This window comes from Desulfonema magnum (assembly GCF_017377395.1).
Lineage (GTDB): Bacteria > Desulfobacterota > Desulfobacteria > Desulfobacterales > 4be13 > Desulfonema_C > Desulfonema_C magnum.
Map to the genome: position 1 here is coordinate 6,278,561 of NZ_CP061800.1, position 16,346 is coordinate 6,294,906.

The window sequence follows — 16,346 nt, forward strand, 5'->3', positions numbered from 1 at the left end:
CCTGCTTATCTCTAATCCGTGTAGATTTCTTTCATCTACATGGATCAGAGATAAGCAAGGATTATCGGGTTGCGCTTTCACATCATCCCTGCTTATCACTAATCCATGTAGATAAGCAAAGGATCAGAGATAAGCAAGGATTATCGGGTTGCGCTTTCACATCATTCCTGCTTATCACTAATCCATGTAGATTTCTTTCATCTACATGGATCAGAGATAAGCAAGGATTATCGGGTTGCGCTTTCACATCATCCCTGCTTATCACTAATCCGTGTAGATTTCTTTCATCTACATGGATTAGAGATAAGCAAGGATTATCGGGTTGCGCTTTCACATCATCCCTGCTTATCTCTAATCCATGTAGATAAGCAAAGGATCAGAGATAAGCAAGGATGACTGCACCTAATCCCTGCTTATCACTAATCCGTGTAGATTTCTTTCATCTACATGGATTAGAGATAAGCAAGGATTATCGGGTTGCGCTTTCACATCATCCCTGCTTATCACTAATCCGTGTAGATTTCTTTCATCTACATGGATTAGTGATAAGCAAGGATTATCGGGTTGCGCTTTCACATCATCCCTGCTTATCACTAATCCATGTAGATAAGCAAAGGATCAGAGATAAGCAAGGATGACTGCACCTAATCCCTGCTTATCACTAATCCGTGTAGATTTCTTTCATCTACATGGATTAGAGATAAGCAAGGATTATCGGGTTGCGCTTTCACATCATCCCTGCTTATCACTAATCCGTGCAGATCTGTAGGGTGGGTGAAGCGAAGCGGAACCCACCATTCACAACTGTTTTCGGTATCTGATCTCCGACAAAATCTCCCTTTTGAATCTGATCAATAACTGGCTGAATATCCGAGCGGATATGACGGTATTTTTTTGCCAGCGAACGTAAATTGCGTTTGAATTCGGGAGTGAATTCCACATCAGGAGAAATCTTCTCATCCGTCATTTTCAATACCTGTCCACAGTTCGTCAACCGGCATTGCCTCGCCGCTCATGGCTTCCTCCCAGCCTTGCCGGAAACTGCTCTCCGCGGGTTTCAGCGTTATACTCTCACGGAAACTCCGCACGATGTTCAGGAGGGTCGGAAGATATTCCCCGGGAGTTGCGTTTATTTCCTGAATAAGCTGATTTGTATAGGTTGTATGATAGTTGTTCATAAGTATATTCCTTAACCTGTTTATCACTAATCCGTGCAGATCTGTCCGGTGGGTTCCGCTGCGCTCCACCCACCCTACATTTTTTTCCGAGCGCCCGGTTGCCCTTCGACAGGCTCAGGGCAAGTCGTTCCCGCTCCCTGAAGGGCAAGTCGTTCCCGCTCCCTGAAGGGCAAGTCGTTCCCGCTCCCTGAAGGGCAGGCCGTTCCCGCTCCCTGAAGGGCAGGCCGTTCCCGCTCCCTGAAGGGCAGGCCGTTCCCGCTCCCTGAAAGGCAGGCCGTTCCCGCTCCCTGAAGGGCAGGCCGTTCCCGCTCCCTGAAGGGCAGGCCGTTCCCGCTCCCTGAGCTTGTCGAAGGGAGCGGGAACAGCCTGCCGAAGGGAGCGGGAACGGCCCGTCAATTTTGTCATATCCCAGACTTGGTATTTTGCTCATACAGCAATTTCCATGATCTCATTATTATCTGCGTAAACCATATCTTCTTCTGTCGGCTCCAGATAAAGTTGTATTGCCTTTCTGATGACAGTCCCATGATCAATAAGCCTCTTGAAGCCGCCGAAGTATCGGATCAGCCTCAAACATATCTGTTTGTTTGTATTTCAGCCCTTGTATTTTTCTTCTTAACTGAATTTTTTTATCTGCTTTTTCAAAGGCGCTGCTGCTCATAACTGAAGTTAATCTTTCAAAATCAGCAATATCAGCAACCTTAATAAATGATTTCAGTTTGTTCACAAACACCAGGGATTTTTTGTTCTGACTCAGCAATTCATAGACATTACTTAACGTTCCGGTACTTTTTGAATCCCATACCATAAGTCCGTAATCACAGTCTTTCGCCATCTGAATATCTTTGGCAGTAAAGAAAAGCCTTGTATTTTTTTTGTAATCAGTCCTTATCTTTTCAACCTTCCATCTGCCAATATTATTTCTGGCGTAGTTACCGCTGCAATAAATTATTACATTTTTATATCCTTTTGAATCAACCAGTTCCTGAACAGATGTATCTGCTCCGTTCGCATCCCCAAGCAGAATGGGGAAGCCTGAATTTATTATATTATCAATTCGTTGTTTTACCTTGTTGTCAATTTTTTTTATTCTGAGTGAGCCTGATATGAATATTTTATTCATCACTTAGTCCTTGAAAATGCAGCCACAAAAATTTTGCGGACCTTATTGTAAGTTCTCAGAACCCGGGTTGCAGCCGACAGAGATGCCCCGGAAGAATATAGGTCATCAATTACAAGAACGTCCCATAAACCACAGTTTGTTATCGCATCATTTATGCAAAAACACCCCATTAATGCCTTTACCCTGTCTTCTATAGTGAGTATATCTTTCATCTGAGGTGTTGTTCCTTTTTTTAACAAAATATTTTCAAAAAAAGGAAGATTCATTTTTTTTGAAACTCTCCTTGCCAGCTCGACAGTTGGCTGACTGGCACGATTTTTTGACGGAGGCATCGGAACAACAAATGATGCTGTCTGAAATGCTGACCTTAAATTTTCAACCATTGTTTCTGCAAGAGGCTCGATTCTCGTCTGATCCTGCCTGTATTTGAGCCGGAAAATTGCCTCACCGATTTCAGTTCTTGTCGTGTCGAACTCCGGTTTCCCAAATTCATTATACCCTAAAAACTCACTATGTTTTACATGCCAATCTAAAACATATCCAATATCCCAGTTCCCCGCAATTTTCATTATTTTTGTCTTCATTTCTAATATGTCTGAGAGGCTGATCAGTCAATGAAGCTTGTCAGTTCAGTACCCACATGGATTAGGGATAAGCAGGGATTATTGCGTTCCGGCCCCCGTCATCCCTTGCTTATCCTAATCCATGCAGATGCTTATCAATCCCTTTTTTTATACAAAATTCCTGTTGCGAAAAGCCCGCAAACCGGGGATTCCCTGCCAAATTGCAAATTTGGCACTCCGGATGCTCATTCCCTGCCAAATTGCAAATTTGGCACTCCGGATGCTCATTCCCTGCCAAATTGCAAATTTGGCACTCCGGATGCTCATTCCCTGCCAAATTGCAAATTTGGCACTCCGGATGCTCATTCCCTGCCAAATTGCAAATTTGGCACTCCGGATGCTCATTCCCTGCCAAACTGCAAGTTTGGCATTCCGGATGCTTATTCCCTGCCAAACTGCAAGTTTGGCACTCCGGATGCTTATTCCCTGCCAAATTGCAAATTTGGCACTCCGGATGCTTCTTGGCACGATCATTTCGTGGCTATGTCATGTCTCTGTCTGCCGGATTCCGCATGATGAACATTTTTGCGACAGATGCTTCCAGAAAAACAGGAGAAAAGCACTCGGCCGGATACAGATAGTCCTCGCCCTCCTCATCAATCACACGGATTTCATTGTGCCTCTCCGCGTCCTCATCCCGCAGTGACTGATAAATCTTCCACAGTTCAAGGGATGCCTCGTTTCCCTCATTGTCAATGCAGACAACAAGCCATTTTCCGTCAACATGGTTTATCATAATTCTTCTCACAGATAATGTTTTACCTTAATGTTTCTTTTTCCGATGCCGTGAGCTTCGAACCAATGAATTTCAGCCAGCCTGACAGAACCGTCCGAAAGCCGAACCTCTGCACATCCCTTCATCTTTCTCCAGTTGCCATGCCCGTAAAGCTTCTCAAGTCTTTTCCTGATCTTTACCGAGGAACCTTTTGCGATGACTTCTCTGTTGCGAATTTCGCTTAATATCTCTCTTACCTGCATGATTTTGAACTTTGTAGTTTCGTAGGGTGGGTGGAGCGCAGCGGAACCCACCATTCACAACTCATACAGCAATTTCCATGATCTCATTATTATCTGCGTAAACCATATCATCTTCTGTCGGCTCCAGATAAAGTTGTATTGCCTCTCTGATATTGGACAAAGCTTCCTCTTTGGTATCCCCCTCACTTATACATCCGGGCAGGCTCGGAACATATATTGTATAACCGCCTTCCTCGCTTGGTTCAAAAATTATTTTTAATTTCATATCGCACCAATGTTTTAGTAGTTAAAATTTTTTTGATTCCCAGGCTCTGCCTCGTGACTTTACAAATCGGACGGCTCGTAAACAGGGGATGCTCTGCCAAACTGCAAGTTTGGCACTCCGGATGCTTATTCCCTGCCAAACTGCAAGTTTGGCACTCCGAATGCTTATTCCCTGCCAAACTGCTGATTATAAAGGATTTTGGGGAGGCTCCGGCCGTGAATATGACAGCGGATAAAAAGGATGAAACGGATATGACTTTTCAGATCGGCTTCCCGCGGCACCGGATTACGGGCTGCCTGCCGGGATAAGGCTTTCCGGATCGGAAACACCCTTCGGGGAACCGCTGTCATATCGGCCGGTACTATCCGTTTCATCCCCTGAATCCGTTGTCATATTGCCGGCCTCCCCTAAATCCGTTATAATCAGCCAAACTGCAAGTTTGGCACTCCGGATGCTTATTCCCTGCCAAACTGCAAGTTTGGCACTCCGGATGCTTATTCCCTGCCAAACTGCAAGTTTGGCACTCCGGATGCTCATTCCCTGCCAAACTGCAAGTTTGGCACTCCGGATGCTCATTCCCTGCCAAACTGCAAATTTGGCACTCCGGCTGCGGCCTACTGAATAAGCATTTCCTCTATCTCGGCAAGATCATGCGCCACTTTCACAGCCTCCTTGATCACATTCAGACGATCAGGATCATCTATGGCCTGAATCGCCGCCATAAGCCGCAGCCCCTTCACACTGAATTTTACGGAAAGCACTGTTTGTATGGTTTCCAGCAGGCCTTCCCGCCTGGCCTGCTCAAAACCTCTTCTGAAGCCTATTTTTTCCACACTTGTGACATAAGGCATTTTTTTCTCCTCCTCAACCCGGCATACTTCCTCCCACAGATCATCCTCCATATCTCCGGGCAGTTTCATGACCCAGTCAATGAAACGGAAAAGATTTATGACATCCTCCCGCTCATGGCCCCGGTCATAAAGTTCTCTTATCAGACGGAGCTTCCATTTCCTGCGGCTCTCATCGTCATTGCGGGTCTCCTGCGTTTTCAGATGCGCCATCACGGCCACGGCAAACGGATTGCGGCTTTTTTCCAGCTCATTCCACTGTTTCCGGTAATCATTCAGTTTCACCACCGGAAATTCCATGGTGATGCTGAATCCCCACAGTTCGTAACCATATGGCTTGGGTTTCCATGCCGGTCTCTGGTCCGCCAGCACGGCCAGACTCACCACCGGTTTCCGGTGGCGGTCAAAAATCCGGTAATTATACACAAACATCCGCTCCGAAAAACCCGGCTCGTACTGTCCCTGAATCTCGGTATGCGCCAGCAGCCAGGTCTCGTCCCCGTTCTTCTGCCACACCTTTGCCAGCTTGTCCGCCAGCCGTTTTCCCAGTTCGGCGTCACGCACGGCCTGCTGAAATTCCTTGTCAAGAAACTCGTGGCCCCTCTCCCAGTCAATTCCCTCCGCCGCCTCAGGAAAGAAAAATTCCAAAAATTCACGAAAATATCTTTCCAGCAGTTCCTTCCACGGCGAGTCATATTGGTCCTGTGTTTTCTCATCCGTCATTTGTCAGTTGTTTTTTGTCTCCTCTCAGATCAGCATATTTTCTCACAGAAATCATCTTTATGCGGCCTCCAATGTACGAATGCTGAAAACTTCATTTTTGTTTAACCGTCCGATTGCTGATTCCGGCACAGTTATAACGGCTATCGTATCTCCGAGCGCGTTGAATATTTCCAATGAATATCCGTCCTCACCTTTTGAAACCGGATGATATTCGACCACAGTGGCAACATCGCCCTTTTTCAATTGTTTTCCGGGAATATCTTTATTTAAAACAACTTCTTCAAATAATTTATGTTTCACTTGATGAGCTTTTTTTGTCAGCAATAGTCTGTCCGGTGGGTTGCGCTGCGCTCCACCCACCCTACATTTTCTAATCCGTGCAGATTTTTATCTGTCAGTCTGTCCGGTGGGTTCCGCTGCGCTCCACCCACCCTACATTTTTTTCCGAGCGCCCGGTTGCCCTTCGACAGGCTCAGGGCACGCCGATCCCGCTCCCGCTCCCGCTCCCGATCCCGCTCCCGCTCCCTGAGCTTGTCGAAGGGAGCATTGTAGGGTGGGTGGAGCGCAGCGGAACCCACCATTCACAACTGTTCAGGAGGCGGAGTGCTTTGCCGAAATCGGTTCTATTGAAAGCCTGAACCCGAGTGAATTAAGTATTGACCGAAGTGTATTTATACTCGGATTTCCTTTTTCTGAAAGCGTTCTGTAAAGCGTCTGTCTGTTGAGCTTTGTTTGGTTTGAAAGCTTTGTCATGCCTCCCCGGGCTTTTGCCACAGTTCGGATGGCAGTCAGAAAAGCTTCTGTGTTTCCGTCTTTAAAGTATTCATCAAGAGAACATCTGAGATATTCGGCCGCCTCATCCGGGTCATACATTTTCTCTGTCACAAGCTCTCTGTAATCTCTCATATATTTCTCCTGTTCAGCCAGTCATTCCAATATATCTTTGCTTTTTTCACATTTTTTTTCTGCCACGACTTATCGCCGCCACAAAGGAGTAAAACGATTGCATTGTCAGCTTCACCGTAATAAACTCTGTAGCCCGGTCCGAAATGAAATCTGAACTCACAAACACCATCTCCCAGTGACTTGTGATCACCCATATTGTCGGTTTCAACCTGGGTTGTCTAAATCAACCAATTTTCATTGCCCACTTTTTGGCCCGAATCTTTTATTAATAAAATGCCTATCCGCCTGAAGCCTTTTGAAGCAGGTGTGTTGGAGGAAATTTCTCCTGTTTTTTCAGGTCGGACAGATGCCCTGTTGATTTTTTATATGATTCTGAAATATTTATGCTTTCTGTCTTTTTTTCCCGCTTTTCGGACTCCGGAATAAGCATCAGATTTTGCATTCTGTCACAGATGTCATCATTTATGCTGCCTTGAAAGAACAGAATCTTTTGCAGCACGGCCTCTTGGTGAGAGTTTAAGCAGTTTGTCAGCCCAGATTGTCAGGCGCTGAAGATTCATAAAACGAGCTTTTGTGGAAACTTTCGGAGGAGCAAGGCATGCAAGAACAGTCTGCCTGAGATTTCTTGAAATTTTTCCACATGCGCTTATAAATTTATCAAACATCGGATGTTTCTGATATTCATGTTTAAAAAGGTTGGCAATAATGTGAGATATGTCATCAACTGAAATGCCGGGCAATCCGCGCTCTCCCAAAACTTTGACACTCTTTGCCAGATCTGTTCCGCCATCTCTGAGATACCCCACGGGCCGTTCTGCAACGCCAATAACTTTTTGAAGAAAATCTGCAATAGCCTCGCCTGTCCAGGATTCCGCAACTCCGACAGCGACACAGTGAACATTTTTAAGCGTCGGAGATCCGTTGTTCAAAATATGATGTTTGGGATTAAGTGCCAGTATTGTAAGAATTTTCCCTGAACCCGAACCTATGCTGATATCCATTATCCATAAGAATCCGTTAGCAAATCCGCTTTTGTCAGCTGAAGGGCAGTTAAGATAAGCCGGATTCCGCATTTTTGCTATTGACAACCGGGTAACCCAGTTAATAATTGTCTGAGCGCACGGGGCCTTTGGTATCCCCAGATAACCGGAAAGCACGCCAAGAACCTTGGACACGGCACGGAAACTGATACGGACTATAAGAAAAAGCATTAATGCAACATAAACAAGCTCTGTTTTATCAGAGACAAGGAGGTTATTTTTTTCCTGTTCTTTTTCCAATTGCTTCCTGAGTTCACGCTCCTGAGCTTTATACCTGTCACGTTCTTTTTTTATTCGGGATTTCTCTTTGCGCTGATAACGTAATTCCTCACCACATATCTTTGCTTTTTTCTTCCAAATATCCCTGCTGTTTTTCAATTTGGAGTTTGAACTCATATGCATTCCTCCCCTGATTTTTTATTTTTATTTTGTCAGAAGCATAGCATTTACAGTAAATATCATTAGTGATCAAGAAAAAGAGTGTTATTCAATACAACGAATAATAAAGGTTGACCGGGACATAGCAAAATGAAATGAATAGCCGGAATCCAAAAAGACAAAAAACGGGCAAAAAATTTAAGTCAAAATTGCTGTTTTTAGACAGCCCAGCACTAACCCATCAATGTCCCAGTCAATATGAATCCCATATCAAACTTAATAATGGTGAAGACGTATTTCTGAGACCAATCGCAAAGTCAGATCGTTATCTCATTGTCGATTTATTCAACAAAATGTCTCCTCAATCTGTTTATCTTCGTTTCCTACATCGTTTCAAAACTCTTCCTGAAAGTATGATCAATCGGCTCATTGACATTAATTATCATACAAATTTTGCTCTTGCCGCTACTGTCAGAGAAAATGGAAAAGATGCAATTATTGCAGTCGGGCGTTACGGATATGATCATGATGAAGGCATTATTGATCTGGCTATTGCAGTTCGCGATGACTGGCAACAAATCGGCCTTGGCGAAACAATGCTCATAAAAGTTATCAATATTGCAAAAGATCATGGTATTTCACACTTTACAAGTATGATAGCCCCGGAGAACAATGTTATCAAAAAACTTTTGAGAAAACTTGGCCATAAGGTGAAATATTATTTCCAGAATGGTTTTTATAAAGTTGAAATTGTTGTATAATATTTTACAGAACCTGCTTTTTTCCATTGCTCATCTTTTCTGGAAAAACAAAATTCGGGGGAGACAATACTTATTTCCTGACAAAGAAAAGCTCGAAAGGAAATTGAGAGCGAATAAATAAGTCTTGTCTCCCCCGAATTTTGTCTCCCCGAATTTGTCCTCCGAATTTTCCGAGGGATGGCGTTTCCCATGGTAAATGATAAACCGTCTGATCCAGTCCACATAGGCGTTTTCTGTGTGGACGGAGTAATGTTTTTTCCGCATGACATCGCGTATGTGGTTAAGCAGTTCGCTCATAGTCAGCCGTTCTTTCTTGCATTGTTTTTAAATATATCCTATATGGATTTCAGGATAACTTTTTTTGTGATAAATTGCAACAAAAAAAACTGACAGATTGTCCATACAGATAACTTCTTTAATTAATTATGAATATACGCAGAAATCTGAAACCGGGTCAGAAGGGCACAAAAAAACTGGCCGAGATATACGGAGACAGTCTTGTCTGTGTCCGGTACCGGTATGATGAAAAAAGAAAAAAGCGGCTTAAAACTGTTGAAATTATTATTGATGAGACAGACTGGAAGCCGCGGGAAAAAATCTGTGACAGACACGCTGATCGTCGGGATCAGGACAGAACTTGGGGAAACAAAGCTTCGGAGCAAGGTGAGAAATGCGGGCGGAAAATGGGACCGGACCAGGAAATTATGGGTGATTTCCTACACAAAAGCCTCGGGTCCGGGACTTGAAGACCGGATTGCGGAAGTAATTGTTTCCTGATGATAATTAAATCTGATCATAACGGAGTCAGAAGAGATGAAACATTCTGAATTTATTGAATTATAAAACGAAAAATCTGTCCGTTCCGGGGTTCCGGGAATCAGAAATTCGGGATATCTGTCTCTTTGAAAAGTGCCGTTTTCCGGGAATGCCCGTCCGGATTCCTGTAAAAACGGAAAGTTGCGGGCGGCCTTCCGAAATCAGAGCCTCCCCCGGATCCGTTATAATCAGAATTAAAATGACGCGGAAACCGTAAAAGTTTCCACTTTCAGAAACTTTGTATGGTCGGAGCAGAAAAACAAAGAAGTGTCTATATATAGAAACTCTGAAGGTTTCCATATACAGACACCTTAAAGTTTCCATATTTAGACACTTTGTATGGTCAGGGCAGGAAAAAGGGAAAGGTTTCCAGATACAGACACCCCGAAAGTTTCTATATTCAGAAACTTGTTTCCATATATGGAAACCTGGTTTCTATATATGGAAACCTCGTTTTCCTGATAATCCAAGGTTATGCCTATAACAAGCGATAATAAATCGGAATAATGAAAATAGCTGTCATATCAGATATTCATGGTCATTGCTCCAATCTTGCCGAATGCGTTAAAGATATCAGAGAAAAATCGGTTGCCAATATTGTCTGTCTGGGTGATGTACTTGATGAAGACAGAGAGGCAAACAGTTACATGATGCTGCTGTTTAGGAATGAGCATGAAATAATATGCCCATTTTGATTTTTATATGTTAAAAAATTGCGTAATCCTGTAAAGTGTATTTCAAAATCACTTTATCAAAAGGAGATTATTATGCAACCCTATTCCTTAGAAGTAGAAGAAATCATGCGGCGATACTATGAGAGTCTGAATGAAAAAGACCGCCGGCGATATGCCGGTATTGAAGCTTTGAAATTGGGACATGGCGGACAAAATTATATTGCCAAAGTCTTGGGTTGCAGCAGGCGGACTGTGCGCAAAGGAGCGATCGAAGTAAGCGGCCTGCCCGGACACATCGTAGCAAAACAAATTGGAAAATCTCCTGCTGAATCTTCTGAAATACGTAAAAAAGGTGGCGGACGCAAACAGTATCTGACTGAGCACCCTGAAATAGACGAGCAGTTTTTGAATGTGGTGCGTGAGCATACAGCAGGAGATCCGATGGATGAAAAGGTACGATGGACAAATCTGAGGGAGTGGGAAATCGCGGAGGCTCTGGAAAAAAAATACGGAGTAAAAGTGAGTCGTAACATTGTCCGTCAATTGCTCAAAAAGCATGACTATCGGTTGCGTAAAGCTCAGAAACGCAAACCTATGAAAAAAAACGTACCAGATCGCGACGCTCAGTTTGACAATATTTTGAAACTCAGATCAGAATACCGGAAGGCCGGTAATCCCGTTATCAGCATGGATACCAAGAAAAAAGAATATCTTGGAAATTTTTACAGGAAAGGCCGACTATATACGCTGGAGGAATTGCAAGTTTTCGATCATGATTTTACAAGTTTTGCCGAAGGTGTCATAATTCCGCATTGTTTTTATGACCTGCGACTCAATATCGGGTATGTTCAGGTGGGAACAAGTCATGATACCAGTGAATTTGCCTGTGACAGTTTCCGTCATTGGTGGTATGGTTACGGTTGCCGAATATATCCAAATGCCACGTCAGTTTTGATATTGTGCGATGGTGGCGGCAGCAACAGTTCCCGACATTACCTTTTCAAACAAGATTTACAAATTCTGGCGGATGAAATCGGGATTGAAATCCGAATCGCTCATTACCCGCCCTATTGTTCCAAATTTAATCCGATCGAACATCGCCTGTTTCCTCATATTACTCGTGCGTGTCAGGGAGTAATCTTTTCAAGTTTGGAGGTGGTGACTGATCTGATAGCCAAAACACATACCAAAAAAGGTTTAAAAGTCTTTGTCCATGTTATTGATAAAGTCTATGAAACCGGTCGAAAAGTTGCTGAAACTTTTAAATCAGAAATGCGAATTGTATTCGACAAAATTTTACCCAAATGGAATTATCGTGCAATTCCAATAAATTAAAATGGGAAAGTTATTTAATACCGATTCCTAAGTGCGCTAAAATTCGGTGAACATAAACCCTTTAAAACCATGAAGAATCGAAAATGAAACTGGAAATTCGAAACTTGAAACTTGAAACTTGAAACTGGACAGCATGTTTCAAACTTCAATTCCTCCTGCTTAAAAGACTGGGGACAGGTTTTCAAGTTTCAAGTTTCAAATTTCAAGTTTCAAATTTCAAATTTCAAGTTTCAAATTTCAAATTTCAAGTTTCAAATTTCAAATTTCAAATTTCAAGTTTCAAGTTTCAAGTTTCAAGTTTCAAGTTTCAAATTTCAAATTTCAAATTTCAAATTTCAAGTTTCAAGTTTCAAGTTTCAAGTTTCAAATTTCAAGTTTCAAATTTCAAGTTTCAAGTTTCAAGTTTCAAGTTTCAAGTTTCAAGTTTCAAGTTTCAAGTTTCAAGTTTCAAGTTTCAAGTTTCAAGTTTCAAGTTTCAAGTTTCAAGTTTCAAATTTCAAGTTTCAAATTTCAAGTTTCAAGTTTCAAGTTTCAAGTTTCAAGTTTCAAGTTTCAAATTTCAAATTTCAAGTTTCAAGTTTCAAGTTTCGAGTTTCGAGTTTCAAATTTCAAATTTCAAGTTTCAAGTTTCGATTTACAAAGGAGGCAGTCATGGATTTCAAAGACGTTATCACTCAAAGACGTTCGGTTAATTTTTTTGATCCTGAAAAACATGTGCCGGAATCCTTATTACGGGAACTGATTGAAACAGCGGCAAAGGCCCCGTCAGGATTTAACCTTCAGCCCTGGAGCCTGATTGTGCTGAGGGATCAGGAAGATAAAATGCGGCTTCAGAGTCTTGCATGGAATCAGCCAAAGGTCAGCGAGGCTCCGGTCACGCTCATTGTTCTGGCTGACAGGGACGGCTGGAAAAGCAGCCACCCTTTTGTGGAAAGAAATTTTAAAGAAATGGTCAGGGCCGGTGCCATGCAGGAAGAGCAGTATCAGTGGTTTACTGATGCGTGCGCGGGGCTTTACGGATCCACTGAAGAACGACAGCAGGCATTTGCCTGTAAAAACACAGGATTTTTTGCCATGTCCCTGATGCTTGCCGCAAAGGACCTCGGACTTGACACTCATCCCATGGACGGTTTTGACCATGACGGTGTGCGCGAGGCATTCAATATTCCTGAAAATTACTGGATACCGCTTTTGCTTGCTGTGGGTTATTTCCAAAAGGGCAAAGAACTTTCACCACCCAAATGGCGAAAAACGTTTGAAGAAATAGTTGTAAAATTTTGATTGAAAATGTGTTGATGATGTATTACCTTTCTGAATTACAAACTTATCGGTCATCAGCGCTTCCAATTTCTGAACAGGTTTTTAATTTGTTGAAATTATTAATCATGAATAATTCAGACCGGTATGGTCAATGTGTGTATTTTCAGTAGGTTGAAAACGCTTATGACTGACAGTCCGCAAAATGCAACTTCAAAAATGAAAGGATAAAGATATGTCCGAACCACGGGTTCAGGTTTACGCTTTAAGCACATGCAGCCACTGTAAAGCCACCAAACAGCTTCTCACAGATTGCGTGATCAAATATGAGGTTGTTGATGTTGATCTGACCACAGGAGATGAAAGAAAAGCCCTGCTGGAAGAGGTCAGAAAATTTAATCCCAGATGTTCTTTTCCTACAGTTATCATCGGTGACAAGGTTATCGTGGGATTCAAGGAAAACGAAATAAGGGAGGCGCTGGGACTGTAATGGAAATTGAAAAACTTTATGAAATGCTGAAGAAATCCCAGGAAGAAAAGGGGTATTTTTTTAACAAGGACAAGGAAAGGGTTTTTGATCTTTTGGAGAGCCTTGTTATTAATAAAGAGCGTTATGGTTACATGGCCTGTCCGTGCAGACTGGCCTCAGGAGACCGTGAACAGGACAAGGATATCATCTGCCCGTGTGTTTATCGGACACCTGATGTTGAAGAATATGGCAGTTGTTACTGCAACCTTTATGTGTCAGCAGAATGGAACGAAGGTAAAATTTCTCATGACTATGTTCCTGAACGAAGGCCGCCTGAAAACATAGTATTTTAAGGTGAAAACTTGAAACTCGAAACTTGAAACTTGAAACTCGAAACTCGGTGTCTGATATTTTAAGCAGGGAAACTTGAAACGTGAAACGTGGTGTCCCAGTTTCCAGTTTCCAGTTTCAAATTTCCAAAGGAGAAAAGTAAAATAAATGAGAGTGTTAGTCAGTGATAATCTCGGTGAGATCGGTATTCAGATGTTTCAGGAAGAGGAGGGGATTGAAGTTGATGTTAAGACGGGACTGCCTCCTGAAGAACTCAAAAGTATCATCGGAGACTATGACGGCCTGGTCATCCGAAGCGCTACAAAAGTAACAGAAGACCTTCTGGAAGCAGCAACCCGTTTGAAAGTTGTGGGACGGGCCGGAATCGGCCTTGATAATGTGGATATTCCTGCTGCCACAAAACGGGGGATCGTCGTGATGAATACTCCCGGCGGAAATGTTGTGACCACAGCCGAACATGCCATATCTCTGATGCTGGCCCTGACACGCAATATCCCCCGGGGGACATCGTCGTTGAAAGCCGGTCAGTGGGATAAGAAAAAACTTCAGGGAAGAGAAATATATAATAAGGTGCTGGGAGTTGTCGGGTTTGGCAAAATCGGCTCCATTGTGGCAGACCGGGCCAGGGGACTGAGAATGCGGGTAATTGTTTACGATCCGTATGTCACTCCGGAACAGATCGAAAAAGCAGGGTTTGAAAGCGCCTCTCTGGAAGAACTGTACCAAAAAGCGGATTACATAACAGTGCATGTGCCCAAAATGAAAGAGACCATGGGTCTCCTCAACAAGGACGCTTTTGCCCAGATGAAAGACGGTGTAATGGTTATCAACTGCGCCCGGGGCGGCATTGTTAATGAGGCGGATCTTTATGACGCTATAACGTCAGGGAAAGTCGCCAGAGCAGCCCTGGATGTTTTTGAGACAGAACCTCCGGGAGCCACACCGCTCATTGAACTCGAAGAAGTTATCTGTACGCCGCACCTCGGGGCTTCCACCCGGGAGGCACAGACAAATGTGGCTGTGGCTGTGGCTGACCAGATTATTCAGTATTTGAAAACCGGTACCATTATTAACGCTGTAAATGTTCCGTCCGTGACCGGCGAACTTCTTAAAAAACTCAGCCCGTTCTTAACCCTGGGAAATCGGATGGGATGTCTGCAGGCCCAGCTTTGCAATGAGCCGTTGAAAGAAGTTGTTATTGAATATACCGGTGACTTTCAGGAACTTGACATGTCTCCGGTTTCAACGGAAATATTAAAAGGACTGCTCACCCCGATGATCCAGGATGAGGTGAATTCCGTCAATGCTCCTGTTATTGCAAAGGAAAGAGGGATAAAGGTTACGGAAACAACCAACGCAGGTTCCGAGGATTATCTGAACCTGATGACGGTTCGGATAGTGACCACAGAAACGACAAACATGGTATCCGGAGCCATCTTTGGCCAATATGAACCAAGAGTCGTAAAAATAAATAAATTCCGTCTGGAGATGATTCCTGAGGGACACTCGGCCATTATACATAATCTTGACAAGCCGGGGGCCATCGGAAGTATCGGCTCCACACTGGGCAATCATGATATCAACATCGCACAGATGCAGGTGGGACAGGATGAGGACGGAGAGCATAACATCATATTCCTCAGAACAGATACCCCCATACCGGATGATGTTGTCGAAGAACTGCGTAATTTGCCGCTGATTAAAACCGTAACACCGCTTGAACTTTAATTTGTTCATTTGAAATTTGTCATTTGTCATTTGCCATTTGGGATTTGGGATTTGTCATTTGCCATTTGCAAAAACTGACCAATGGTTAATGACAAATGACTAACAGAGAAAGGTCAGGTATGTCTGAAGAAGAAAAAAAAGATTTTGTTGTCAGGGATAAAAGGATATTTGCTGAAGAAAATCAGGATACTGAACAAGTTGAAGACAAAGAAAAATCTCCGAAAGAGAAACTAGTGAAAGACGAGGCAAAAGAAAAACTGTCTGAAACCTCGGATTCAACCAAAACATGCGGATCAGAGGCGCATCTGCCAAAGGTCACTTTTCCAACTTTTATCTTTTCGTTGAATTCATCCGCATTTGTTCAGCTGGGTCTGATAGAGGATCCGGCCACTGGCAAAAAAATAAAAAACCTGCCTTTGGCAAAACAGACAATAGATATTCTGGGCATGCTGGAGGAGAAGACCTGTGGGAATCTGACAAAAGAAGAGGAAGCCATGCTGAAAAACATCCTCTATGATCTGAGGGTGCTTTATATCAAGGAAAAGAAATAAATTCATCAAATTAAGCATATGAATGCTTGAGTCTTTAGTCATTATCAACAGATAGTTATGTTTTTTAACAGAATATAATAAGGGATTTCCCAATAAATAAAATACTCACCTGCTGCTCGCGGGGGATTGGCAAATCCCCCCGCCGGGGTTCGGATTTGTCAATCCGAACCGGGCATGAAAGAGCCCGCATTTCCCATTTTTCCGAACCGGGTATATTATTTATTTGGAGTTCCCTAAAGCCCGAGTTGCATCACTCTAAAATCAGGCTGCCAGAAAATAATTATGATAATCGTGATGTGGGTAACGGGGGGGTGATACCGTTAATATAAAACAAAGCTTGTT

The 16,346-nt window shown here is 43.2% G+C and carries 23 protein-coding genes and 1 pseudogene; 9 read left to right on the top strand and 15 right to left on the bottom strand.

Annotated elements, in window-relative coordinates; all coding sequences use genetic code 11:
- Window positions 1-748 precede the first annotated feature (748 nt).
- From dnm_RS23865 to dnm_RS23930, 14 genes and pseudogenes are all read right to left on the bottom strand, one after another.
- Window positions 749-967: a hypothetical protein gene (locus tag dnm_RS23865; RefSeq protein WP_207679395.1), complete on the bottom strand. Its 219-nt coding sequence runs from the start codon at window positions 965-967 to the stop codon at window positions 749-751.
- The gene (locus dnm_RS23870) at window positions 957-1,178 is read right to left on the bottom strand and encodes a hypothetical protein (RefSeq protein WP_207679396.1); all 222 of its coding nucleotides are present in this window, start codon (window positions 1,176-1,178) and stop codon (window positions 957-959) included. Before dnm_RS23870 ends, dnm_RS23865 begins: the two co-directional genes overlap by 11 nt.
- Window positions 1,179-1,707: 529 nt before the next feature.
- On the bottom strand, window positions 1,708-2,301 hold the full coding sequence (locus dnm_RS23875; protein WP_207679397.1) for a hypothetical protein: 594 nt from the start codon (window positions 2,299-2,301) through the stop codon (window positions 1,708-1,710).
- The gene (locus tag dnm_RS23880; RefSeq protein ID WP_207679398.1) at window positions 2,301-2,885 is read right to left on the bottom strand and encodes a ComF family protein; all 585 of its coding nucleotides are present in this window, start codon (window positions 2,883-2,885) and stop codon (window positions 2,301-2,303) included. The genes dnm_RS23875 and dnm_RS23880 overlap by 1 nt, the downstream gene beginning before the upstream one ends.
- A 147-nt stretch (window positions 2,886-3,032) precedes the next feature.
- Window positions 3,033-3,392, bottom strand: a complete 360-nt coding sequence (locus dnm_RS23885) for a pentapeptide repeat-containing protein (RefSeq protein ID WP_207679399.1) — start codon at window positions 3,390-3,392, stop codon at window positions 3,033-3,035.
- A 13-nt stretch (window positions 3,393-3,405) separates the two neighbouring features.
- The gene (locus dnm_RS23890) at window positions 3,406-3,660 is read right to left on the bottom strand and encodes a hypothetical protein (RefSeq protein WP_207679400.1); all 255 of its coding nucleotides are present in this window, start codon (window positions 3,658-3,660) and stop codon (window positions 3,406-3,408) included.
- 8 nt (window positions 3,661-3,668) lie between these two features.
- Window positions 3,669-3,956 (bottom strand): hypothetical protein, encoded by a 288-nt coding sequence (locus dnm_RS23895; protein WP_246556070.1) that lies wholly within the window; start codon window positions 3,954-3,956, stop codon window positions 3,669-3,671.
- Between the two features lie 7 nt (window positions 3,957-3,963).
- Window positions 3,964-4,167, bottom strand: coding sequence for a type II toxin-antitoxin system HicB family antitoxin (locus dnm_RS23900; RefSeq protein ID WP_207679401.1), 204 nt, complete (start codon window positions 4,165-4,167; stop codon window positions 3,964-3,966).
- Window positions 4,168-4,452: 285 nt separating this feature from the next.
- Window positions 4,453-4,743, bottom strand: coding sequence for a hypothetical protein (locus dnm_RS23905; protein WP_207679402.1), 291 nt, complete (start codon window positions 4,741-4,743; stop codon window positions 4,453-4,455).
- A gap of 38 nt (window positions 4,744-4,781) precedes the next feature.
- Entirely contained in the window at window positions 4,782-5,738 is a 957-nt protein-coding gene (locus dnm_RS23910) for an RpnC/YadD family protein (RefSeq protein ID WP_207679403.1), read from the bottom strand.
- A gap of 57 nt (window positions 5,739-5,795) precedes the next feature.
- Window positions 5,796-6,038 (bottom strand): DUF4926 domain-containing protein, encoded by a 243-nt coding sequence (locus tag dnm_RS23915; RefSeq protein ID WP_207679404.1) that lies wholly within the window; start codon window positions 6,036-6,038, stop codon window positions 5,796-5,798.
- Between the two features lie 291 nt (window positions 6,039-6,329).
- Window positions 6,330-6,644: an addiction module antidote protein gene (locus dnm_RS23920; protein WP_207679405.1), complete on the bottom strand. Its 315-nt coding sequence runs from the start codon at window positions 6,642-6,644 to the stop codon at window positions 6,330-6,332.
- Window positions 6,641-6,844: pseudogene (locus tag dnm_RS23925) on the bottom strand (type II toxin-antitoxin system RelE/ParE family toxin); the annotation flags it as partial. The pseudogene dnm_RS23925 and the gene dnm_RS23920, both read right to left, overlap by 4 nt.
- 258 nt (window positions 6,845-7,102) lie before the next feature.
- Window positions 7,103-8,080, bottom strand: coding sequence for a hypothetical protein (locus tag dnm_RS23930; protein ID WP_207679407.1), 978 nt, complete (start codon window positions 8,078-8,080; stop codon window positions 7,103-7,105).
- Window positions 8,081-8,217: 137 nt separating this feature from the next.
- On the opposite strand from dnm_RS23930, the gene dnm_RS23935 reads away from it, so the two are divergent.
- Window positions 8,218-8,823, top strand: a complete 606-nt coding sequence (locus tag dnm_RS23935; RefSeq protein WP_207679408.1) for a GNAT family N-acetyltransferase — start codon at window positions 8,218-8,220, stop codon at window positions 8,821-8,823.
- A gap of 30 nt (window positions 8,824-8,853) precedes the next feature.
- Here the strand turns inward: dnm_RS23935 and dnm_RS31715 are convergent, their stop codons facing one another.
- Window positions 8,854-9,120, bottom strand: a complete 267-nt coding sequence (locus tag dnm_RS31715) for a phage integrase N-terminal SAM-like domain-containing protein (protein WP_207679409.1) — start codon at window positions 9,118-9,120, stop codon at window positions 8,854-8,856.
- Between the two features lie 201 nt (window positions 9,121-9,321).
- On the opposite strand from dnm_RS31715, the gene dnm_RS23945 reads away from it, so the two are divergent.
- From dnm_RS23945 to dnm_RS23980, 8 genes are all read left to right on the top strand, one after another.
- Complete coding sequence (locus dnm_RS23945) at window positions 9,322-9,600, top strand: hypothetical protein (protein WP_207679410.1); 279 nt, start codon at window positions 9,322-9,324, stop codon at window positions 9,598-9,600.
- A gap of 545 nt (window positions 9,601-10,145) precedes the next feature.
- Entirely contained in the window at window positions 10,146-10,334 is a 189-nt protein-coding gene (locus dnm_RS23950; protein WP_207679411.1) for a metallophosphoesterase, read from the top strand.
- Between the two features lie 72 nt (window positions 10,335-10,406).
- The gene (locus dnm_RS23955) at window positions 10,407-11,648 is read left to right on the top strand and encodes an ISAzo13 family transposase (protein WP_246555998.1); all 1,242 of its coding nucleotides are present in this window, start codon (window positions 10,407-10,409) and stop codon (window positions 11,646-11,648) included.
- A 111-nt stretch (window positions 11,649-11,759) separates the two neighbouring features.
- Window positions 11,760-12,929, top strand: a complete 1,170-nt coding sequence (locus dnm_RS31020; protein WP_246556071.1) for a nitroreductase family protein — start codon at window positions 11,760-11,762, stop codon at window positions 12,927-12,929.
- A 211-nt stretch (window positions 12,930-13,140) separates the two neighbouring features.
- Complete coding sequence (locus dnm_RS23965; protein WP_207679412.1) at window positions 13,141-13,395, top strand: glutaredoxin family protein; 255 nt, start codon at window positions 13,141-13,143, stop codon at window positions 13,393-13,395.
- On the top strand, window positions 13,395-13,727 hold the full coding sequence (locus dnm_RS23970) for a ferredoxin-thioredoxin reductase catalytic domain-containing protein (protein ID WP_207679413.1): 333 nt from the start codon (window positions 13,395-13,397) through the stop codon (window positions 13,725-13,727). Before dnm_RS23965 ends, dnm_RS23970 begins: the two co-directional genes overlap by 1 nt.
- A 145-nt stretch (window positions 13,728-13,872) precedes the next feature.
- Complete coding sequence (gene serA / locus dnm_RS23975; RefSeq protein ID WP_207679414.1) at window positions 13,873-15,453, top strand: phosphoglycerate dehydrogenase; 1,581 nt, start codon at window positions 13,873-13,875, stop codon at window positions 15,451-15,453.
- 119 nt (window positions 15,454-15,572) lie between these two features.
- Window positions 15,573-16,004 (top strand): DUF1844 domain-containing protein, encoded by a 432-nt coding sequence (locus dnm_RS23980; RefSeq protein WP_207679415.1) that lies wholly within the window; start codon window positions 15,573-15,575, stop codon window positions 16,002-16,004.
- Window positions 16,005-16,346 lie beyond the last annotated feature (342 nt).

What these genes read in the sequence shown, in the direction of transcription:
- dnm_RS23865 (WP_207679395.1), bottom strand. Translation starts at nt 967, where the DNA reads ATGACGGATGAGAAGATTTCTCCTGATGTGGAATTCACTCCCGAATTC.
- dnm_RS23870 (WP_207679396.1), bottom strand. Translation starts at nt 1,178, where the DNA reads ATGAACAACTATCATACAACCTATACAAATCAGCTTATTCAGGAAATA.
- dnm_RS23875 (WP_207679397.1), bottom strand. Translation starts at nt 2,301, where the DNA reads ATGAATAAAATATTCATATCAGGCTCACTCAGAATAAAAAAAATTGAC.
- dnm_RS23880 (WP_207679398.1), bottom strand. Translation starts at nt 2,885, where the DNA reads ATGAAGACAAAAATAATGAAAATTGCGGGGAACTGGGATATTGGATAT.
- dnm_RS23890 (WP_207679400.1), bottom strand. Translation starts at nt 3,660, where the DNA reads ATGATAAACCATGTTGACGGAAAATGGCTTGTTGTCTGCATTGACAAT.
- dnm_RS23895 (WP_246556070.1), bottom strand. Translation starts at nt 3,956, where the DNA reads ATGGTGGGTTCCGCTGCGCTCCACCCACCCTACGAAACTACAAAGTTC.
- dnm_RS23900 (WP_207679401.1), bottom strand. Translation starts at nt 4,167, where the DNA reads ATGAAATTAAAAATAATTTTTGAACCAAGCGAGGAAGGCGGTTATACA.
- dnm_RS23905 (WP_207679402.1), bottom strand. Translation starts at nt 4,743, where the DNA reads ATGAGCATCCGGAGTGCCAAACTTGCAGTTTGGCAGGGAATGAGCATC.
- dnm_RS23910 (WP_207679403.1), bottom strand. Translation starts at nt 5,738, where the DNA reads ATGACGGATGAGAAAACACAGGACCAATATGACTCGCCGTGGAAGGAA.
- dnm_RS23920 (WP_207679405.1), bottom strand. Translation starts at nt 6,644, where the DNA reads ATGAGAGATTACAGAGAGCTTGTGACAGAGAAAATGTATGACCCGGAT.
- dnm_RS23930 (WP_207679407.1), bottom strand. Translation starts at nt 8,080, where the DNA reads ATGAGTTCAAACTCCAAATTGAAAAACAGCAGGGATATTTGGAAGAAA.
- dnm_RS23935 (WP_207679408.1), top strand. Translation starts at nt 8,218, where the DNA reads ATGAATAGCCGGAATCCAAAAAGACAAAAAACGGGCAAAAAATTTAAG.
- dnm_RS31715 (WP_207679409.1), bottom strand. Translation starts at nt 9,120, where the DNA reads ATGAGCGAACTGCTTAACCACATACGCGATGTCATGCGGAAAAAACAT.
- dnm_RS23950 (WP_207679411.1), top strand. Translation starts at nt 10,146, where the DNA reads ATGAAAATAGCTGTCATATCAGATATTCATGGTCATTGCTCCAATCTT.
- dnm_RS23955 (WP_246555998.1), top strand. Translation starts at nt 10,407, where the DNA reads ATGCAACCCTATTCCTTAGAAGTAGAAGAAATCATGCGGCGATACTAT.
- dnm_RS23965 (WP_207679412.1), top strand. Translation starts at nt 13,141, where the DNA reads ATGTCCGAACCACGGGTTCAGGTTTACGCTTTAAGCACATGCAGCCAC.
- dnm_RS23970 (WP_207679413.1), top strand. Translation starts at nt 13,395, where the DNA reads ATGGAAATTGAAAAACTTTATGAAATGCTGAAGAAATCCCAGGAAGAA.
- serA (WP_207679414.1), top strand. Translation starts at nt 13,873, where the DNA reads ATGAGAGTGTTAGTCAGTGATAATCTCGGTGAGATCGGTATTCAGATG.
- dnm_RS23980 (WP_207679415.1), top strand. Translation starts at nt 15,573, where the DNA reads ATGTCTGAAGAAGAAAAAAAAGATTTTGTTGTCAGGGATAAAAGGATA.